We start from the raw sequence: 16,173 nt of genomic DNA on the forward strand, positions 1-16,173 counted from the left end.
ACTCTGCGCCGGTTCAGTTTCCCGCGAACGATCCCGCACTTTGGGCTTCACGCTGCGGGCTGAACACCCCAGCGCCATGGCGCCAGCGGTAATAGGCCAAGCAGGCAAGGGTGAACGGGACACCGAAGTACAGTGCTGGACGCTGCACTGGATCAAAAGCCACGCCCACCAGTGAAGCGCCAAGCAGCACCAAGGCGATGATCGGCAGAATCGGGAACAATGGTGCCCGATAGGGCAGGGAATCGGTGGATCCATGCAGGGCTACGTAGTGCCGGCGGAACGACAGATGCGATGCACAGATCACGATCCACACCGCTACTACCGCAAACCCGGCAATGGATACCAAAGCCATGAAGAGCGACTGCGCCGCGATGAAGCTGGAGAACAGCGATACCAGTCCGCCGAGGATCGACAGGCTCAGGGCCAGCATCGGAATGCCCCTGCTGTTGGTCTTGGACAGGGCTTTGGGCGCCTGGCCTGCGGCTCCCATGGAATGCAGCATGCGAGCGCATGAGTACAGTCCGGAGTTGCCTGCCGAGAGCAGGGCGGTGATGATCACGAAGTTCATGATGTCCGCACCGGCTGGCAGGCCGGCGACATCCAGGACCGTGACGAAGGGACTTTCATTCGCGCCCGCCTCGGCAAACGGGATGATTGCGGCTACGGCCACGATGGCACCGATGAAGAACACCGCCAGGCGAACCACGGCGGTGCGGATGGCCCGCGGAATGCTCAGCTGCGGGTTCTTCGCCTCGCCGGCAGCTACGCCGATCAGCTCGGTACCGCTGAATGCGTAGAACACCGAGAGGACGGTGACCAGTACTCCGGTAATCCCCGCAGGGAACAGTCCCCCTTCGGTGCTGAAATTGGACAGGCCAATCACGCCGGCGTCACTGGCCGGGTTGATGCCGATGATCGTGGCGGCGCCGACGACAATCACCAGCAGCACCGCCGCCACCTTGATCAGCGCAAACCAGAATTCGGTTTCTCCGAAGACTCGCGATGAAGTCGCATTCAGCGCAAACAGCAAAGCCGCGAAAACCAGTGAGAAGACCCAGACGGAAATCGAGGGGAACCAACGTTGCATCAGCAACCCGGCTGCGGTGAATTCGCTGGCCAGGGCTACCGCCCAGCACAGCCAGTAGAGCCACGCCGTGGCAAAACCCCACGCTGGTCCAAGATCACGGGTGGCGTGTGCATGGAATCCTCCTGCCACCGGATGCCGCGCCGACAGCTCTCCCAGCCCGCTCATCACCATGTAGGCCACCAAGGCTCCGACTGCATAGGCCAGCACTGCGCCCAGCGGTCCGGCTTGGGCAATGGTGTATCCGGAGGAAACGAACAGGCCCGAGCCGATCACCCCGCCCAAAGCGATCATCACCAGATGACGCGAGGTCATGGTTCTTAGCAGCCCGGAATCGGCTGGTGCAGTCTCGTTGGTGCTGACGATGCTCTCGGTCATGCGGCTCCTTGTGGAATGAATGCGCTTGCAGGATATCGAGCTTGGACGGCAGTCCCGGACGGGCATGTCATCTGTGGTCACACGGCGTCAAGGTCGGTCATCCAAGCACTCGGCGTGTACCCTCGATGACGTGCATATCCCAAACCACCCCAGCAATTTCCGTGACGCATTGCGCGCCGAAGGCAGCCCGCCAATCATCCTCGACGGCGGTCTCGGCACCCATCTGGCCGATCGCGGCAATGACGTGACCGGGCACCTGTGGTCAGCGCAGATCCTCATGGACCGCCCCGAAGAGGTCCGCGCGGCGCACCAGGACTTTTTCGCTGCCGGTGCCCAAGTTGCCACGACCTGCTCCTACCAGGTCAGCTATGACGGCCTGGCTCAGGTGGGCTCCGAGCAGAAGATGGAACAAATGCTGCGCACCAGCGTGCGCCTGGCGCGAGAAGCCTCCAGCGTTGGGAGCGCGGACGCAGCACGCTGGGTGGCCGCCTCGGTGGGTCCCTACGGTGCCGGACCGGGCGCCGGGACCGAATACGACGGCGCCTATCGCAAGACGGCCTCCGAGCTGGCCAACTGGCACCGCAAGCGCTTGGAAATCCTGGCTGACGCCGGTGCCGATCTGGTCATCTTTGAAACCGTGCCCAGCCTGGCAGAAGCAGAAGCATTGACCGTATTGGCTCGGGAGCTGCAGCTGCCGGCGTTGCTCAGCCTTGCGGTGCGCGCCGATGACCAAGGCCGAGTGGTTCTGGGCGATGGCACCGATCTTCGAGTCGTAGCCGGAATCGTTCAGGAATCCGGCGTGTGGGACGCAGTCGGCGTGAACTGCTGCCCGGTACCCCAAGCGGTGGCCGCGTTGCAGATTCTGGGAGAAGAAACCGGCTTGCCGCTGTCGGCCTACCCGAATAGCGGAGAAATTTGGGACCACGAAGCTCGTGTGTGGGTCCCAGGAACTGAAGGCAATGATTTGCCCGGAGCGGTTCCCGAACTCGTGGCCGCAGGCGCTCGCCTGATCGGCGGTTGCTGCCAGGTCACCCCGGGACAGATCACCCGGGTCCGCGAAGCCGTCCAGCTCGGCTAAAGCCCTTCCAGGCACTTCGGCTTCCGCTGAGCCAGCGGCTTGTCCGTAGCCCTGGACAGTGCGCGAAAAAGCCGGCAGCAACACGCAGTTGCTGCCAGCTTGAGACCAGTTACTAGAACTCGAAGTCGCCGAAGTCCCCACCGGCACCGCCGAGGAAGTCCCCGAACATGCCTTCGGCCTGGCCGCCCAGGCCTTCACCGGCCGCGGAGAGCTGTTCCCCGGCACCGGATACGGTATCGCCCAGGCCCTCGGCCATGGAACCGAACTCTTCGCCGATGCCGGCGAAACCATCAAGCAGCGGTCCAGCAATGGCGGTGCCGATGAACGCACCTGCCACGCCGCCGAGCAGGCCAACACCCAAGCCGCCGGCCGCGCCGGCAGCCATGCCCAAGCCCCGTCCCTTGCCGCCGGAACCCAAGATCTTGTCCATGAACCCGGGACGCGACATCTCCGCGCGGGTTGCCGAACGGGCCAGGTCCCTTGGGTCCTGGCTCATCGGGCGTTCTGCCGGCGGCAACTGCTCGGAGAGTTCATGATGCAGCAGTTCGCGTTGCTGCGGGGTCAGCCGGGCGAAAGCCTCGGCGTGGGCGCGTTCCATATCCTGCGGCGGAGCGGTACGGAGCATGTAGCGGTACTTCTCGATCGCGGCCTGATCCTCGCGCGACGGTGCCGAGGCCGGCTGGTTGCCGTAGCCGCGCTCGCCGTAGTTCTGCTGCTGGTAGCCGCCGGGATTCTGTTGGTAGCCGCGTTGCTGGTTATTGGAGCCGCGCTGATTGCTATTGGAGCCGCGCTGGTTGAGCTGTTCCCGGACGTACTCGCCGGCCATTTGCTTGCCCTTGCGCAGCAGCTTGTCGAACATGGACATGGAATTGGCCTCCTAGACGTTGCGGGCGCGGTGCACGAAGCACCGCTCTCCCCTGTTTAAACTCCCCGGCATTGCTCCTTGTTCCCCACGTTAGACAATTCTCATAATCGCCCGTCGGCCCCGCATCTAGGCGCTGCGCACCGGCTGCTTTGCCCCGGACGTGATCCTCGCCAGCAAGTCGGCAGCCACGGACACCGCAATCACCGCCGGCTGCTTGCCCCGCACCTGCTCGATCCCAATGGGGCACTGGATGGCCGCGATCTGTTCGTCGCTGAAGCCGCTGGCACGCAGATTCTTCTGGAAGCGGGCCCACTTGGCACTCGACCCGATCAATCCAATCGATCCCAAACCCGGGTGGCGCAACGCGGCATCGCACAGGTGGAAATCCTCGGCATGATCGTGCGTCATGATCAGCACATGCGTTCCCTCCGGCAGGCAGCTGAGCACCTGCTCCCCGAGCACCGCCACCGCCGAATGGATCCGCGCCACGCTCGGTTCTAGGACCGGCAGGTCCTCCAGGAATTCCGGGCGCGAATCAACCAGATGCAGCTCCAGGTCATGGCGGGCGAGAATGCGGGCCAATTCCATGCCCACATTTCCCACCCCGAAGATCGCCACCGTGGCAGGAACCGGCAAGGGCTCTAGCAGCACCGTGATCTCGCCGCCGCAGCATTGCCTGCCGTACTTGGCCGGGGCCTTGTCGCTGAGCTTCATGGTGATGCTCTGCGGCTGGTTCCCGCCCGCGCTGATCATCTGCCGGGCCCGTTCCATGGCCGCCATCTCCAGGTTGCCCCCGCCGATGGTTCCGAAGATCTCCTGGCTGGCAATCACCATTTTCGTGCCGGCCTCGCGCGGGGCATGCCCGCGCACCGCGGTGATGGTGGCCAGCACCGCGGGACGCCGTTCATTGCGCAGCGCGGTGACAGCTTCAATCCACGACAGCATGGCTACCTCTCCTCCCGCGCCGCTTCGATCGCCCAGAACACCGCTTCCGGAGTCGCCGGGGACGCCAGCGGCACCGAACGCCCGGAGCGGCCGAAGGAGGCAATGGCCTGACGCAGTGCCTCGCGCACCGAGAAGGCGAGCATCAGCGGCGGTTCTCCCACGGCCTTGGATCCGTAGACCGCGCCTTCCTCATGCGCCTTGTCCAGCAAGCTGACGTTGAAGACGTCGGGCATCTCGGAGAAGCTCGGGATCTTGTAGGTGCTCGCGGCTTGGGTGGCCACCCGTCCGCGGCCCGGGCCATCGGAGGTGTCCCAGCGCAAATCCTCCAGGGTCAGCCAGCCAGCCCCCTGCACGAACCCTCCCTCGATCTGCCCCAGATCCACCAGCGGCGAGAGGGAATCGCCCACATCATGGACGATATCCACGCGGCGCAGCACATAGGAGCCGTCAAAGCCGCTGACTTCCACCTCGCTGGCCGCCACCCCGTAGGAGAAGTACTTGAACGGGCTGCCCGTCATCCGCGACAGGTCCCAATGCAGCCCTTCGGTCCGGTAGAAGCCGGCGGCCGAAAGCTGGACCCGCTGGAAGTACGCGGCGTTGACCACGTCTTCCCACCCCAGCGATTCGCTCTTGCCCAGCGCGGTGACCCTGCCGCCGCTGAAGCGCAGGTCTTGCGCCGGAACCCCCAATTTTCCGGCGGCCACCTGCGCGAGCCGGCCGCGGATCTGCTCGCACGCATCCTTGACCGCGCCGCCATTCAGGTCGCTGCCCGAACTGGCTGCGGTGGCCGAGGTATTGGGCACCTTGTCGGTGCGCGTAGGGGCAATGCGCACCTTGGATAGCGGCACGCCCAAGGCGGTGGCGGCCACCTGCAGCATCTTGGTATGCAGGCCCTGTCCCATTTCGGTGCCGCCGTGGTTGACCAGCACCGAACCGTCCTTGTAGACCAGCACCAACGCGCCGCCCTGGTTGAAGGCGGTGAGGTTGAAGGAGATGCCGAATTTCACCGGCGTCATCGCCAGCGCCCTTTTGGCGTGCTCGTGCCCGGCATTGAATTCTGCGATCTGCTCCTCGCGCGCGGCGATATCTGCCGAGCCGAGCAGCTGGGTCCAAGCAGCCTCCAAGCGCTCGGGATGCCGGACCGGCTGGTAGTACGGGGTGTCCTGTCCCTGGGTGTAGAAATTGCGGCGGCGCAGTTCCCGGGCGTCCAATCCCAGCTGCGGGGCCACCCGGCCCAGGATGTCTTCCATGACCAGCATGCCCTGCGGACCGCCGAAGCCGCGGAACGCGGTCTGCGAGGTCTTATGGCATTTGGCGATGCGCCCGTTAACCCTGATATTCGGGATCCAATAGGAATTGTCGATATGGCACATCGCGCGGGTCAGCACCGGTTCGGACAGATCCAGGCTCCACCCGCCGTCAGCGGTCAGCTGGGCCTGCAGGGCCAGGATCTTGCCCTGATCGTCGAAGCCGATTTTCCAGGTTGCATGGAATCCGTGGCGCTTGCCGGTCATGGTCATGTCCAGGGTGCGGTCCAGCCGCACCCGCACCGGCCGTCCGGTGAGCACCGCACCGAGGGCCGCCACCGCGGCATAGCCATGGGGCTGCATTTCCTTGCCGCCGAAGCCTCCTCCCATGCGCAATACCTGCACGGTGACCTCGTGGGCACCAATGCCCAGCACATGCGAGACGATGTCCTGGGTTTCGGTGGGATGCTGGGTGGAGCAGTGGATCATGATCTGCCCGCTCTCATCCACCATGGCCAGCGAGTTCTGCGTTTCCAGATAAAAGTGCTCCTGGCCGGCGAACTCGAAATCGCCCTCGAAAACATGGGCCGCCTGCGCGAAGGCTGCCTCCGGATCTCCCTTGGAGATCTCGGGCTGGATGCCGTGGAAGCTGTTGGCCCCGATCGCGTCCTTGATGGTGACCAGCGAGTCCAGCGGTTCGTACTCCACGCGCACCGCCTTGGCCCCGGCCTTGGCAGCTTCCAGGTCTTCACCCAGGACCCACGCCACCGGCTGGCCGAAGAACATGACCTCGTGGACCGGGAGCAACGGCTCGTCGTGCTTGGCGCCCTGGTCATTGACCCCGGGGATGTCTTTCACGGTGATGACCCGGACCACCCCGGGTACCTGCTGCGCCGCGCTGGCATCCAGGCCCAGGATTTTTCCATGGGCGCAGGTGGACTGCACCGGGTAGGCATGCAGGACCCCGGCCAGGCGCGCAGCCAGGTCGTCGGTATACAGCGCGGTGCCGGTGACGTGCGCGGCCGCCGATTCGTGGCGGTGGCGCTGGCCGACTACCGGAGCGTCGGGGCGTTGGGATAGCTGGCTCATGAGTTCTGCTCCTGTCCTGCTTCAAAGCGGCGTTCAAGCTGCTGGGCATAGAACCGTTCAAGCGAGGAGGCCAGCATGGCCTTGCGGTAGTTGGCGCTGGCCCGATGGTCATCCATCGGGGTTCCTTCGGTGCCCATGGTGCGCGCGGCGGCCCGGATGGTTTCCAGGTTCCACGGCTGGCCTTCCAGCTCGGCTTCGGTGGCCACGGCGCGCAGCGGGGTGGCGGCCACGCCGCCCAGCCCGATCCTCGCCGTGGTAATCATGCCGTCCGACACCGTGAGCGCATAGCCGATGGCTACCGAGGAAATGTCATCGAAGCGCCGCTTGGAAATCTTCTGGAAGCTGGTCAGCGGTGCCAGCGGCAGCGGGATGCGGATCGCGGTGATCATCTCCCCCGGCTCGCGCACGGTCTGCCGGTAGCCGGTGAAGTAGCCCGAAAGCGCCACCATCCGGTTGCCGCGGATGCTGGAAAGCACCAGCTCGGCCTCCAGCGCCAGCAGCGCCGGCGGGGTGTCGCCAATGGGCGATCCGGTCCCCAGATTGCCGCCGATGGTTGCGCTATTGCGGATCAGCTTTGACGCGAACTGCCCGAAGAGCTGGGAGAGCAGCGGAACCTGCCCGGCGAGCTTGCGTTCCAGTTCGCTCAGGGTGCAGCCTGCACCCAATTCAAGGTACTGCTCGTTCCAGTGGATCTGGCGCAGCTCGGGCAGCCGGTCGATGGCCAGCACCGAGCGGGCGCGGGCGCCCTTGATGTTGACCTCCACGCCCCAGTCGGTGGCACCGGACACCAGTACGGTCTGCGGTTCGGTTGACAGGATCTGCAGTGCCTGGTCCAGGTCCGCCGGCCGGCGGAAGCGGCCCAGGTCCCCGGTAGGGGTATCGGCGCGCTGGATGTCGGTGGCCACCGGTGCCGGGGCCCGGTGCTGGGTCCGGGCAGTCAGCGGGTCATCCGGCTCAGGCTCGCCCAGCGCGTAGGCGGCGTCGCGGATCGGGCGGTATCCGGTGCAGCGGCAGAGATTGCCCGACAGCGCGTGCAGGTCGAATCCATTCGGTCCGCACTCGTGCTCCCCGCCATCACCCGCGCTGACTGCGGGATTGGCGGTCCGCTCGGGGCGGTAGTATTCGGCGGCCATGGAGCAGACGAATCCGGGGGTGCAATAACCGCACTGGGATCCGCCGCGGTTGGCCATCTCTTCCTGCACCGGATGCAGCGCCGCGACGCTGCCCAGCCCTTCGGAGGTGATGATTTCCTGGCCGTCGAGCGCCGCGGCCGGCAGCAGGCAGGCGTTGACCGCCGTCCACCTGCTGCCTTCCCCATCGCTGCGGGCCACCAGGATCGAGCAGGCGCCGCACTCGCCCTCGGCACAGCCTTCCTTGCATCCGATCAATTGCTGCCCGCGCAGGAAATCCAGCGCGTTGGTATGCGGCGGCCCGTCGAATTCCCGGACCTTTCCGTTGACCGTAACCTGGCATTTTGTCTCTTGCGTTGCCTCGGCGCTCATGCCGTTGACACCTCCTGCGCCCGGGTATCGCCCGGCGCACCATGAATGAATTGGATAATGGGTGGGATCTGGCGCCCTGCCGGAAGTTCCAGGCTCGTCCAGGGCGCCGCCGCGTGCTGCGGCGGGATCAGTTTCCGTGCGCTATCTGGCCCTTGGACCAGGCGAGGCATCCGCCCATGATTACCCTCCAGAATTCGGATCATTCACATCCATGCAAACCATCAAGGTGAGCCACCTCACCTCAGTGGATCCTTACTATAGCCCGTATCAGCTCAGGCCAGTAGGGCCGTGATCGGGCCCCGTGCGAAGTACACCAGGAAGCCCAGCGCCACCACCCACAGCAGCGGGTGGATCTTGGCGTACCGCCCGGCCGCGGTGTTCACCACCACCCAGGCGATGAACCCTGCGCCAATGCCATTGGCAATGGAGTAGGTCAGCGGCATGGTGATCAGGGTGAGGAACGCCGGCATGGCGCTGGAGAACCGCTTGAAGTTGATCTCGCGGATCTGCGCGCACATCAAGGTGCCCACCAGAACCAGTGCCGCGGCCGCCACCTCAATGGGAACCACCGAGGTCAGCGGCGTGAAGAACATCGAACCCAGGAACAGCACCCCGGTGATGACCGAAGCCAGCCCGGTGCGCGCCCCTTCCCCGATGCCGGCCGCCGAATCCACGTAGACGGTATTCGAGGAGGACGAGCCCATGCCTCCGGCCACCGCGCCCAGGCCCTCGACTACGAACGCGGCCTTCAGCCGCGGGAAGGTGCCGTCCTTGCGCGCCAGACCGGCATTCTTGGCCAGTCCGGTCATGGTGCCCATGGCGTCGAAGAAGTTCGTGAACACCAAGGTGAACACCAGCATCGTCGCCGCCAGCGCGCCGATCCGCCCGAAGGAGCCGAACAGGTCGAACTCCCCGGCCAGCGACAAATCCGGCAACGAAACGATATTTCCCTGCAGCACCGGCATGTTCAGGTGCCAGCCATGCGGGTTATCCGCGCCGGCTGGCCCGATCCTGAACACCAGCTCGGCGATCATCGCCAGCACCGTGGAGATCACGATGCCGATCAGGATCGCGCCCTGCACCCCGCGGGCCACCAGCGCGCCCATGATCAGCAACCCCACCACGAAGACCATGGTCGGGATCGAGACGATCGACCCGCCATCGCCCAGCTGGACCGGAGGCCCGGCGGCGGTACGGGTGACGAAGCCGGAGTCCACGAACCCGATGAAGGTGATGAATAGCCCGATGCCCACCGTAATGGCGGCCTTCAGGTCCTTGGGGATGGCCCGGAAGATCGCGGTGCGCACCCCGGTCATCCCGAACAGGACGATCAGCACGCCGTTGACCACCACCAGTCCCATGGCCTCGGGCCAGGTGACGTCCTGGATCACCGAGACGGCCAGGAAGGAGTTGATGCCCAGCCCGGCGGCCAGGCCGAAGGGCAGGTTGGCGATCAGCCCGAACAGGATGGTCATGGCCCCGGCGGTCAGCGAGGTCATGGCCCCGACCTGCGCGGCCGGAAGCCAGTTGCCGGCCACATCCACGGGTGCGGCCTCGGCGCTGAATCCGCCGAGGATCAGCGGGTTGAGGATCACGATGTAGGCCATCGTGAAGAAGGTGACGATCCCGCCGCGCAATTCCCGCGCCAGCGTGGACCCGCGTTCGGTGATGCTGAAGAACGCGTCCAGGATGCCGCCCGGCCCGCCCGGCCGGCGCGGCTTGCTGCCGCGCTGCGCGCCCTGGGGGCCAGCTGGCAAGCGACTTGTCGTGGTCATGGTCCTGGACCTTTAGTAGTCGGTCCGGGATTCTTGCGAATCCCATGCCTTGAACGGCAACAGGTGCTCGCCGCCTTCGGACTGGAAGCAGTTCACCGGCATCAGCGAGCGGTTGGATTTTGCTTCGAAATAGTCGTAGAACACCGCGTCGTCGAATCCGGCGGCAGCCGCATCATGCCTGTTGGCCGCGAAGAAGACCTTGCCGATGCGGGCCCACAGCGAGGTGGCCAGGCACATCGGGCAGGGTTCGCAGCTGCTGTAGAGCACGCAGCCGCTCAAGTCGAAGGTCCCCAAGGCGGCGGCCGCGGTGCGGATGGCCACCACTTCGGCGTGCGCCGATGGATCATTGTTGGCCGTGACGCGGTTGACCCCTTCGAAGACCTGGCCGTCGGGGGCGACCACGACGGCGCCGAAAGGCCCGCCGGCGTTGTGGACATTTGTGGTGGCAATATCGATGGCCATCGAAAGATAGTCTTGGCCAGTGGTAGTAACGCTCATCGCGTGGCTCCTCATGCTTTGGACAAGAGAACCGCAGCGCGCTGCTTGGCGCTAGCTACCGGTTGCGCTTGTCACCTGAAATCGATCAGTTGCATGCCCGGTAGATAGCGACCCATCAGGTGGGTGCCCGCCATAGACAGCTACGAGATTATCAGCGGATTGTGACGCACGCAACACTTCTTTTGAAATCTCTTTTTCGCATCATGAACAAAAACTTGCCGTCTTGCCGCTCATCCCCTCTCCCACTTGCAGCGATCCGACGGGACTGGCCCTCCCTCCAGCACCGCGACTCCCGAAGCTGGATCGTTGCCCCGGGGCTCGGGTTTCCAACACATTACAGCCGCCTATCGGCGCACCGATCCGGCGGGTGAATTTAAGTTCCCTTCGGCGCAACAACCTGAGCACCTAGGCGAAATACCTCTTTGAGAAGCTCAGATGCATCAAGTGCTAGAGAAGGGATCGGATAACGTGAGCGCACAGCTAGAAGCATCTGACACATCGCAGGCACTGCAAGTGCAACCGGGACGCTGGGTCAGCAATTGGACCCCGGAGGATCCAGAATTCTGGAAGCGCACCGGATCTGCGGTAGCCAGCCAAAACCTCAAGTGGTCCATCTTCGCCGAGTTCCTCGGATTCAGCGTTTGGCAGCTTTTCGCCATTGTCGTGGTCTATCTTCCAGTAGCGGGATTCAGCTACAGCACCACGCAGCTGTTCTGGCTGATCTCCATCCCGAGCCTCGTCGGTGCCACACTGCGCATCCCCTACACGTTCATGGTGGCCCGTTTCGGCGGGCGCAACTGGACGGTCATTTCCGCGCTGCTCCTGCTGATTCCGGCCGGCGGCATTTCCCTGGCCCTGGCTGATCCGTCCACGCCATTCTGGGTCATGCTCAGCCTTGCGGCGCTGACCGGCTTCGGCGGCGGAAATTTCGCTTCCTCGATGGCTAATATCACCTATTTCTACCCCGCTTCCCGCAAGGGATGGGCGTTGGGCCTCAACGCCGCCGGCGGCAACCTCGGCGCGGCGGTCGCCCAGCTGCTTGTACCGGTCATTGTCACGGTCTTCGCCGCCGGGGCGTTGCAGCTTCCGCTGGCAGGGATGCTCTGGATCCCGTTGATTCTGCTCTCCGCATGGGGTGCCTGGAAATACATGCACAACCTGTCGTCGGCCCGCTCAGATATCCGCGGCGCCATTGCCTGCCTGAAGGTAAAGCACCTGTGGATCATCTCCGCACTGTATGTGGGAACCTTCGGCTCCTTCATCGGATTCTCGGCAGTATTCCCCAAGCTGATCGTTGACACTTTCCCCGAATACGCGGCCTTGCCGTTGGGCACCGCAACCATCACCTTGGCCTTCCTTGGCCCGCTGGTCGCGTCCCTGGCCCGTCCATACGGAGGCAAGATCGCTGACAAGCTCGGCGGCGCACGCATCACCGTGGCGACTTTCGGAGCCATGGCCTTGATTACCGCTGCGCTAGTGCTCAGCCTGCCACGGGCCAACTTCTGGATGTTTCTATTCCTGTTCTTGCTGCTCTTCACCGCAAGCGGCATCGGCAATGGCTCGACCTACCGCATGATCCCGGCAGTCTTTGCCCTGAGCGACGAGGGAAAACAGGCAAGCCAGGTGGATTCTTCGCGCAAGGCGGCCGCCGCTCTCGGTTTGATCTCGGCCATTGGCGCCTACGGCGGCTTCCTGATTCCCCAGGCCTTGGGACTGTCCTTATCCAGCACCGGCGCCTACACCACGGCGTTCATCATCTTCATCGCGGTCTACCTGCTGCTCATGGCCACCGCATGGTTCGCCTATGCACGCTCAGGCACCCGTTTCGCCCAGCACGGAGTCTAGGATGACCGACACTCATTGCCCCTATTGCGCCCTGCAGTGCGGCATCACCTTGGAATCCAACCAGCAGGATCACGGCACCGAACCGGTGAGCCTGAGGGGACGGGACTTCGAGACCAATGGCGGGGCGCTGTGCCGCAAAGGCTATAGCGCCGCCACGCTGCTCGATCACCCAGAACGCCTGCAATCACCCCTGCTCCGCCAGCCCGATGGAAGCTTTGCCCCGGTTAGCTGGGAGCATGCGCTGGATCTGGTTGCCGAAAAGGCGCTGGGCATCCGGGCCGAATCCGGAGCCAACGCACTCGCGGTCTTCGGTTCCGGGTCGCTGACCAATGAAAAGGCCTACCAGCTGGGCAAGTTCGCGCGGCTTGCCCTGGGTACCTCGCGCATCGACTACAACGGACGGTTCTGCATGTCCTCGGCAGCCGCCGGCACCAACCGCGCCTTCGGCTTGGACCGGGGATTGCCTTTCCCGCTGGCTGATCTGGATTCGGCCGGGATGATCCTGATGCTCGGTTCCAACGTGGCCGATACGATGCCGCCCTTTGTCCGGCATCTGGCCGGAGCCCGTGAGAACGGCGGGCTGATCGTGGTTGATCCGCGCCGTTCAGCTACAGCCAAGCTCTGCGCCGATAATGCTGGCTGGCACCTGCAGCCGACCCCGGCCACCGACCTACCGCTGCTGCTGGGCTTGGCCCACGTGCTGGTGGCCGAGTCCCTGGCCGACACCAGCTACTTGGCCGCCCGCACTAACGGTTTCGATGCAGTGAAAGCCTCCTTGGCCAGCTGGTGGCCAGAACGCACCGCCCAGGTCACCGGCGTTCCTGCCGAGCAGATCCGGCACACCGCCCGGGCCCTGGCCCAGGCGGCCAGCGAAGCGAAGGCCGGCGGCAAGCCCGTCTACATCCTCACCGGCCGCGGCATCGAGCAGCATTCCAACGGCACCGATACTGTCACCGCCGCGATCAACCTCGCGCTGCTGCTCGGCTTGCCCGGAACCCTGGCCGGCGGCTACGGCACCATCACCGGCCAGGGCAACGGGCAGGGCGGTCGGGAACACGGGCAAAAGTGCGACCAGCTTCCCGGCTACCGCAAGATCACCGACCCGGAACACCGTGCGCAGGTAGCCCGCGTCTGGGGTGTTGACCCCGAAACCATTCCCGGTCCCGGGCTTCCCGCCGTTGAACTCCTCGACGCGCTAGGTACCCCCACCGGTCCGCGCATGCTGATGGTCCACGGGGCCAACCCGGTGATCTCCGCACCCGATGCGTCGCGCGTGATCCACGCACTGTCCAGGCTGGATTTCCTGGTGGTCTGCGACTTTTTCCTCTCGGAGACCGCAGCCCAAGCGGACCTGGTCTTGCCGGTGCTGCAATGGGCTGAAGAAGAAGGCAGCATGACCAACTTGGAGGGGCGGATCCTGCGCCGCCGCGCTGCCTTGGCGGCACCGGAACATGCGCGCGGCGAACTGTGGATCCTCGCCCAGCTCGCCCAGCGGCTGGATGCTCCCGGCCACTTCTCCCCCGATCCGCGGGAAGTTTTCGAAGAACTCAAATTGGCTTCGGCCGGTGGCCTGGCGGACTACTCGGGGGTGCGTTGGGATGACCTCGATGCCGGGGCGGCCATCTACTGGCCGTGCCCTGCAGGCACCGAAGTGAAGGCCGGGCGCGGCATCCGCAATGGAACCCCTCGGCTATTCCTTGACGGTTTTGCGCATGCGGATCGGCGTGCAGTGCTGGTGCCAGTTGCTTTCCAACCGGAACCCCGGAAGAACAACGCGGCCGTGTCCCTGGTGACCGGCCGGCTGCTGGAGCACTACCAGTCTGGCGCCCAGACGCGCCGGGTCCCCGAGCTGGCCCAGGCCGCTCCGGAACCGCTGCTGGAAATCCATCCGGCAACCGCCCTGGCCCACCAGATTGCCCAGGGGCAGAAGGTCGTGATCAGCAATGAACGCGGTGAAGTCACCGCCCGCGCGCTGCTGACCGCTGATGCCCGGCTGGACACGGTCTTCCTGCCCTTCCACTACCCGGATTCCGGTACCGCAAACCTGCTGACCGAGGCGAAGGTCGACCCGTACAGCAAGATGCCGGAATTCAAGCACGCCCATGTTTCGCTGAGCGCTGTGAAAGAGGAACAATGAACGAGCAACGCCCGCAACGCATTATCATCATCGGCTTCGGCCCCGTCGCCGCGTCCCTTGTCGAAGGGCTGCTCCCGGCAGCGGCGGCCGGCCACTGCGCCATCACCATCATCAGCGCCGAAGACCACCTGGCCTACAACCGTGTGCTGCTCGCTGAACTGGCAGTGGGAGCCGCCGAGTTCGGGCATTTGGGCATGGTGGATCCGCAACGCCTGGCCGATGCCGGAGTCGACGTGCGCTTGGGCGTGCAGGCTACCGGCATCGATCGCTCACGGCGCCGGATCCATCTGGGCGGCAATGACTATGTGTCCTACGACCGGCTTGTTTTCGCCACTGGCGCCCGAGCGGTGATCCCCACGCTCAACGGCCTGAATTTCGATCCGCACGCTGATGCTTCACTGCCAGCCGGAGTTTTCGCCCTGCGCACGGTGGATGACGCCCACCAGCTGCGCAAATCTATCGATCTTGGCCAGCGCATTTTGATTCTCGGCGGCGGTGTTCTGGGCATTGAGGCGGCGTTGGCCATTGCGCGTACCGGGGCGCAGGCGGTGCTGGTGCATCACGGTCCGGCCCCCTTGGGACGCGTCGTGGATGCGGATGGAGGGGCGCTGCTGACGCGTAATCTGCGTGAAGCAGGTGTCGAGGTGATCCCTGGTGCGAAGGCCAGTGGCATTCAGAAGGATGCACAGGGTTTCACCGGCCTGATGACTTCCGCCCACGGACTGATCCAGGCTGATGCCCTGCTCATTTCCACGGGTGTGAGAGCCAGAACAGAGCTGGCCTCGGGCTGCGGATTACCGGTGGGCCGCGGTATTAAGACTGATGAATTCCTTTGCGCCGATACCGAGCAGCGAATTTTCGCCCTCGGTGACTGTGCCGAAGTTGCAGGACAGCCACCGGTCGGATTGCTGGCCCCGGGCTGGGCCCAAGCCGCATGGTTGTCCCAGCAGTTGTTGCGGCTGGCTGGTTCCTCTGGCTCCGAGCCGCTTGCTGCCCCGGACTTCTCTGCTTCTGATGTATTGATGCTCAAGGGACAAGGCATCGAGCTGACTGCCGCCGGCGATATCAGCGCCGGTTATTGGGACGATACCGATCTGCAGGCAACCGTCTATGCAGATCCTGCGCGCGGACGGTACCTGAAGATCGTCACCCGGCAGGATACGGTCACCGGATTCCTGGCCATGGGATTGCCGCAAACCAGTGCCGAACTCGTGCTGGCCTATGAACGGGCCACCGCGTTGCCTGAAGACCGTTCGGCCCTCTTGCGGCTGGATGATCCGGCAACGGATCAAATCGCTGCTACCCCCAGCGATGATGATCAGCTGTGCCGCTGTTCGGGCGCTACCTACGGCCAGGTAGCCTATGCTGTAGGCGCTGGTTGCACCACCGTCGCCGAGGTCGGCGAGAACTGCCGTGCGGGCACCGGATGCGGCGGGTGCAAAGCGAAGATCGAAGAGTTGCTGGCCAAGGCGCCTGCCCTGGCGTAATGACTCCAATGGGCGGTCGGCTCCCAGCTAGCTGGCCGCCCTTGCCTATGCCCGGCCGGAACGCAAAATCGCAGGGACGAAAGCCGTGAGCTTTCGTCCCTGCGTTTGGATGATGATGCGAGTTGCCTTATTCTTGCACGCCACCGCTGGAAAATGCGATAGCCGGAGCTAGTTGGTTGCAAGCGAATCCGTCTCGTCGTTCAGTTCGTACCAGCCTTGCCAGGCCGAATGCTCGACGTTCAG

The 16,173-nt window shown here is 64.6% G+C and carries 11 protein-coding genes; 4 read left to right on the top strand and 7 right to left on the bottom strand.

Going from position 1 to position 16,173, the window contains the following annotated elements; genetic code table 11:
• Nucleotides 1-13: 13 nt before the first annotated feature.
• Complete coding sequence (locus tag ACIOTL_RS00970) at nt 14-1,462, bottom strand: amino acid permease (protein ID WP_365942727.1); 1,449 nt, start codon at nt 1,460-1,462, stop codon at nt 14-16.
• A 130-nt stretch (nt 1,463-1,592) separates the two neighbouring features.
• Here ACIOTL_RS00970 and mmuM point away from each other — a divergent pair, with 130 nt between their 5' ends.
• Complete coding sequence (mmuM, locus tag ACIOTL_RS00975) at nt 1,593-2,540, top strand: homocysteine S-methyltransferase (protein WP_365942728.1); 948 nt, start codon at nt 1,593-1,595, stop codon at nt 2,538-2,540.
• Between the two features lie 112 nt (nt 2,541-2,652).
• On the opposite strand, the gene ACIOTL_RS00980 is transcribed toward mmuM, so the two are convergent.
• The 6 genes from ACIOTL_RS00980 to ACIOTL_RS01005 form a co-directional block, all read right to left on the bottom strand.
• Complete coding sequence (locus tag ACIOTL_RS00980; protein WP_365942729.1) at nt 2,653-3,405, bottom strand: hypothetical protein; 753 nt, start codon at nt 3,403-3,405, stop codon at nt 2,653-2,655.
• Between the two features lie 126 nt (nt 3,406-3,531).
• Nucleotides 3,532-4,350, bottom strand: a complete 819-nt coding sequence (gene xdhC, locus ACIOTL_RS00985) for a xanthine dehydrogenase accessory protein XdhC (protein WP_400341292.1) — start codon at nt 4,348-4,350, stop codon at nt 3,532-3,534.
• 2 nt (nt 4,351-4,352) lie between these two features.
• Nucleotides 4,353-6,686: a xanthine dehydrogenase molybdopterin binding subunit gene (gene xdhB, locus ACIOTL_RS00990; protein ID WP_365942731.1), complete on the bottom strand. Its 2,334-nt coding sequence runs from the start codon at nt 6,684-6,686 to the stop codon at nt 4,353-4,355.
• On the bottom strand, nt 6,683-8,188 hold the full coding sequence (locus ACIOTL_RS00995; protein ID WP_365942732.1) for an FAD binding domain-containing protein: 1,506 nt from the start codon (nt 8,186-8,188) through the stop codon (nt 6,683-6,685). Before ACIOTL_RS00995 ends, xdhB begins: the two co-directional genes overlap by 4 nt.
• Nucleotides 8,189-8,460: 272 nt before the next feature.
• A complete protein-coding gene (locus ACIOTL_RS01000; protein ID WP_105662034.1) occupies nt 8,461-9,963 on the bottom strand; it encodes an NCS2 family permease in 1,503 nt (500 codons plus the stop codon).
• A gap of 12 nt (nt 9,964-9,975) precedes the next feature.
• Nucleotides 9,976-10,461, bottom strand: coding sequence for a nucleoside deaminase (locus ACIOTL_RS01005; protein ID WP_105656196.1), 486 nt, complete (start codon nt 10,459-10,461; stop codon nt 9,976-9,978).
• Nucleotides 10,462-10,896: 435 nt separating this feature from the next.
• On the opposite strand from ACIOTL_RS01005, the gene ACIOTL_RS01010 reads away from it, so the two are divergent.
• Genes ACIOTL_RS01010 through ACIOTL_RS01020 form a run of 3 tightly spaced genes read left to right on the top strand, consistent with a single transcriptional unit; the run spans nt 10,897 to nt 15,930 of the window.
• Complete coding sequence (locus tag ACIOTL_RS01010; RefSeq protein WP_105656195.1) at nt 10,897-12,306, top strand: MFS transporter; 1,410 nt, start codon at nt 10,897-10,899, stop codon at nt 12,304-12,306.
• A gap of 1 nt (nt 12,307) precedes the next feature.
• On the top strand, nt 12,308-14,443 hold the full coding sequence (locus ACIOTL_RS01015; RefSeq protein WP_400341293.1) for a molybdopterin oxidoreductase family protein: 2,136 nt from the start codon (nt 12,308-12,310) through the stop codon (nt 14,441-14,443).
• On the top strand, nt 14,440-15,930 hold the full coding sequence (locus ACIOTL_RS01020) for an FAD-dependent oxidoreductase (RefSeq protein ID WP_400341294.1): 1,491 nt from the start codon (nt 14,440-14,442) through the stop codon (nt 15,928-15,930). Before ACIOTL_RS01015 ends, ACIOTL_RS01020 begins: the two co-directional genes overlap by 4 nt.
• Nucleotides 15,931-16,173: the final 243 nt, after the last annotated feature.

The sequence above is a fragment of the Glutamicibacter sp. NPDC087673 genome (assembly GCF_044743255.1).
Classification (GTDB): domain Bacteria; phylum Actinomycetota; class Actinomycetes; order Actinomycetales; family Micrococcaceae; genus Glutamicibacter.

Coding starts and splice junctions, on each gene's coding strand:
- ACIOTL_RS01005 (WP_105656196.1), bottom strand. CDS start 10,461: ATGAGCGTTACTACCACTGGCCAAGACTATCTTTCGATGGCCATCGAT.
- ACIOTL_RS00970 (WP_365942727.1), bottom strand. CDS start 1,462: ATGACCGAGAGCATCGTCAGCACCAACGAGACTGCACCAGCCGATTCC.
- ACIOTL_RS00980 (WP_365942729.1), bottom strand. CDS start 3,405: ATGTCCATGTTCGACAAGCTGCTGCGCAAGGGCAAGCAAATGGCCGGC.
- xdhC (WP_400341292.1), bottom strand. CDS start 4,350: ATGCTGTCGTGGATTGAAGCTGTCACCGCGCTGCGCAATGAACGGCGT.
- ACIOTL_RS00995 (WP_365942732.1), bottom strand. CDS start 8,188: ATGAGCGCCGAGGCAACGCAAGAGACAAAATGCCAGGTTACGGTCAAC.
- xdhB (WP_365942731.1), bottom strand. CDS start 6,686: ATGAGCCAGCTATCCCAACGCCCCGACGCTCCGGTAGTCGGCCAGCGC.
- ACIOTL_RS01015 (WP_400341293.1), top strand. CDS start 12,308: ATGACCGACACTCATTGCCCCTATTGCGCCCTGCAGTGCGGCATCACC.
- ACIOTL_RS01010 (WP_105656195.1), top strand. CDS start 10,897: ATGCATCAAGTGCTAGAGAAGGGATCGGATAACGTGAGCGCACAGCTA.
- ACIOTL_RS01000 (WP_105662034.1), bottom strand. CDS start 9,963: ATGACCACGACAAGTCGCTTGCCAGCTGGCCCCCAGGGCGCGCAGCGC.
- ACIOTL_RS01020 (WP_400341294.1), top strand. CDS start 14,440: ATGAACGAGCAACGCCCGCAACGCATTATCATCATCGGCTTCGGCCCC.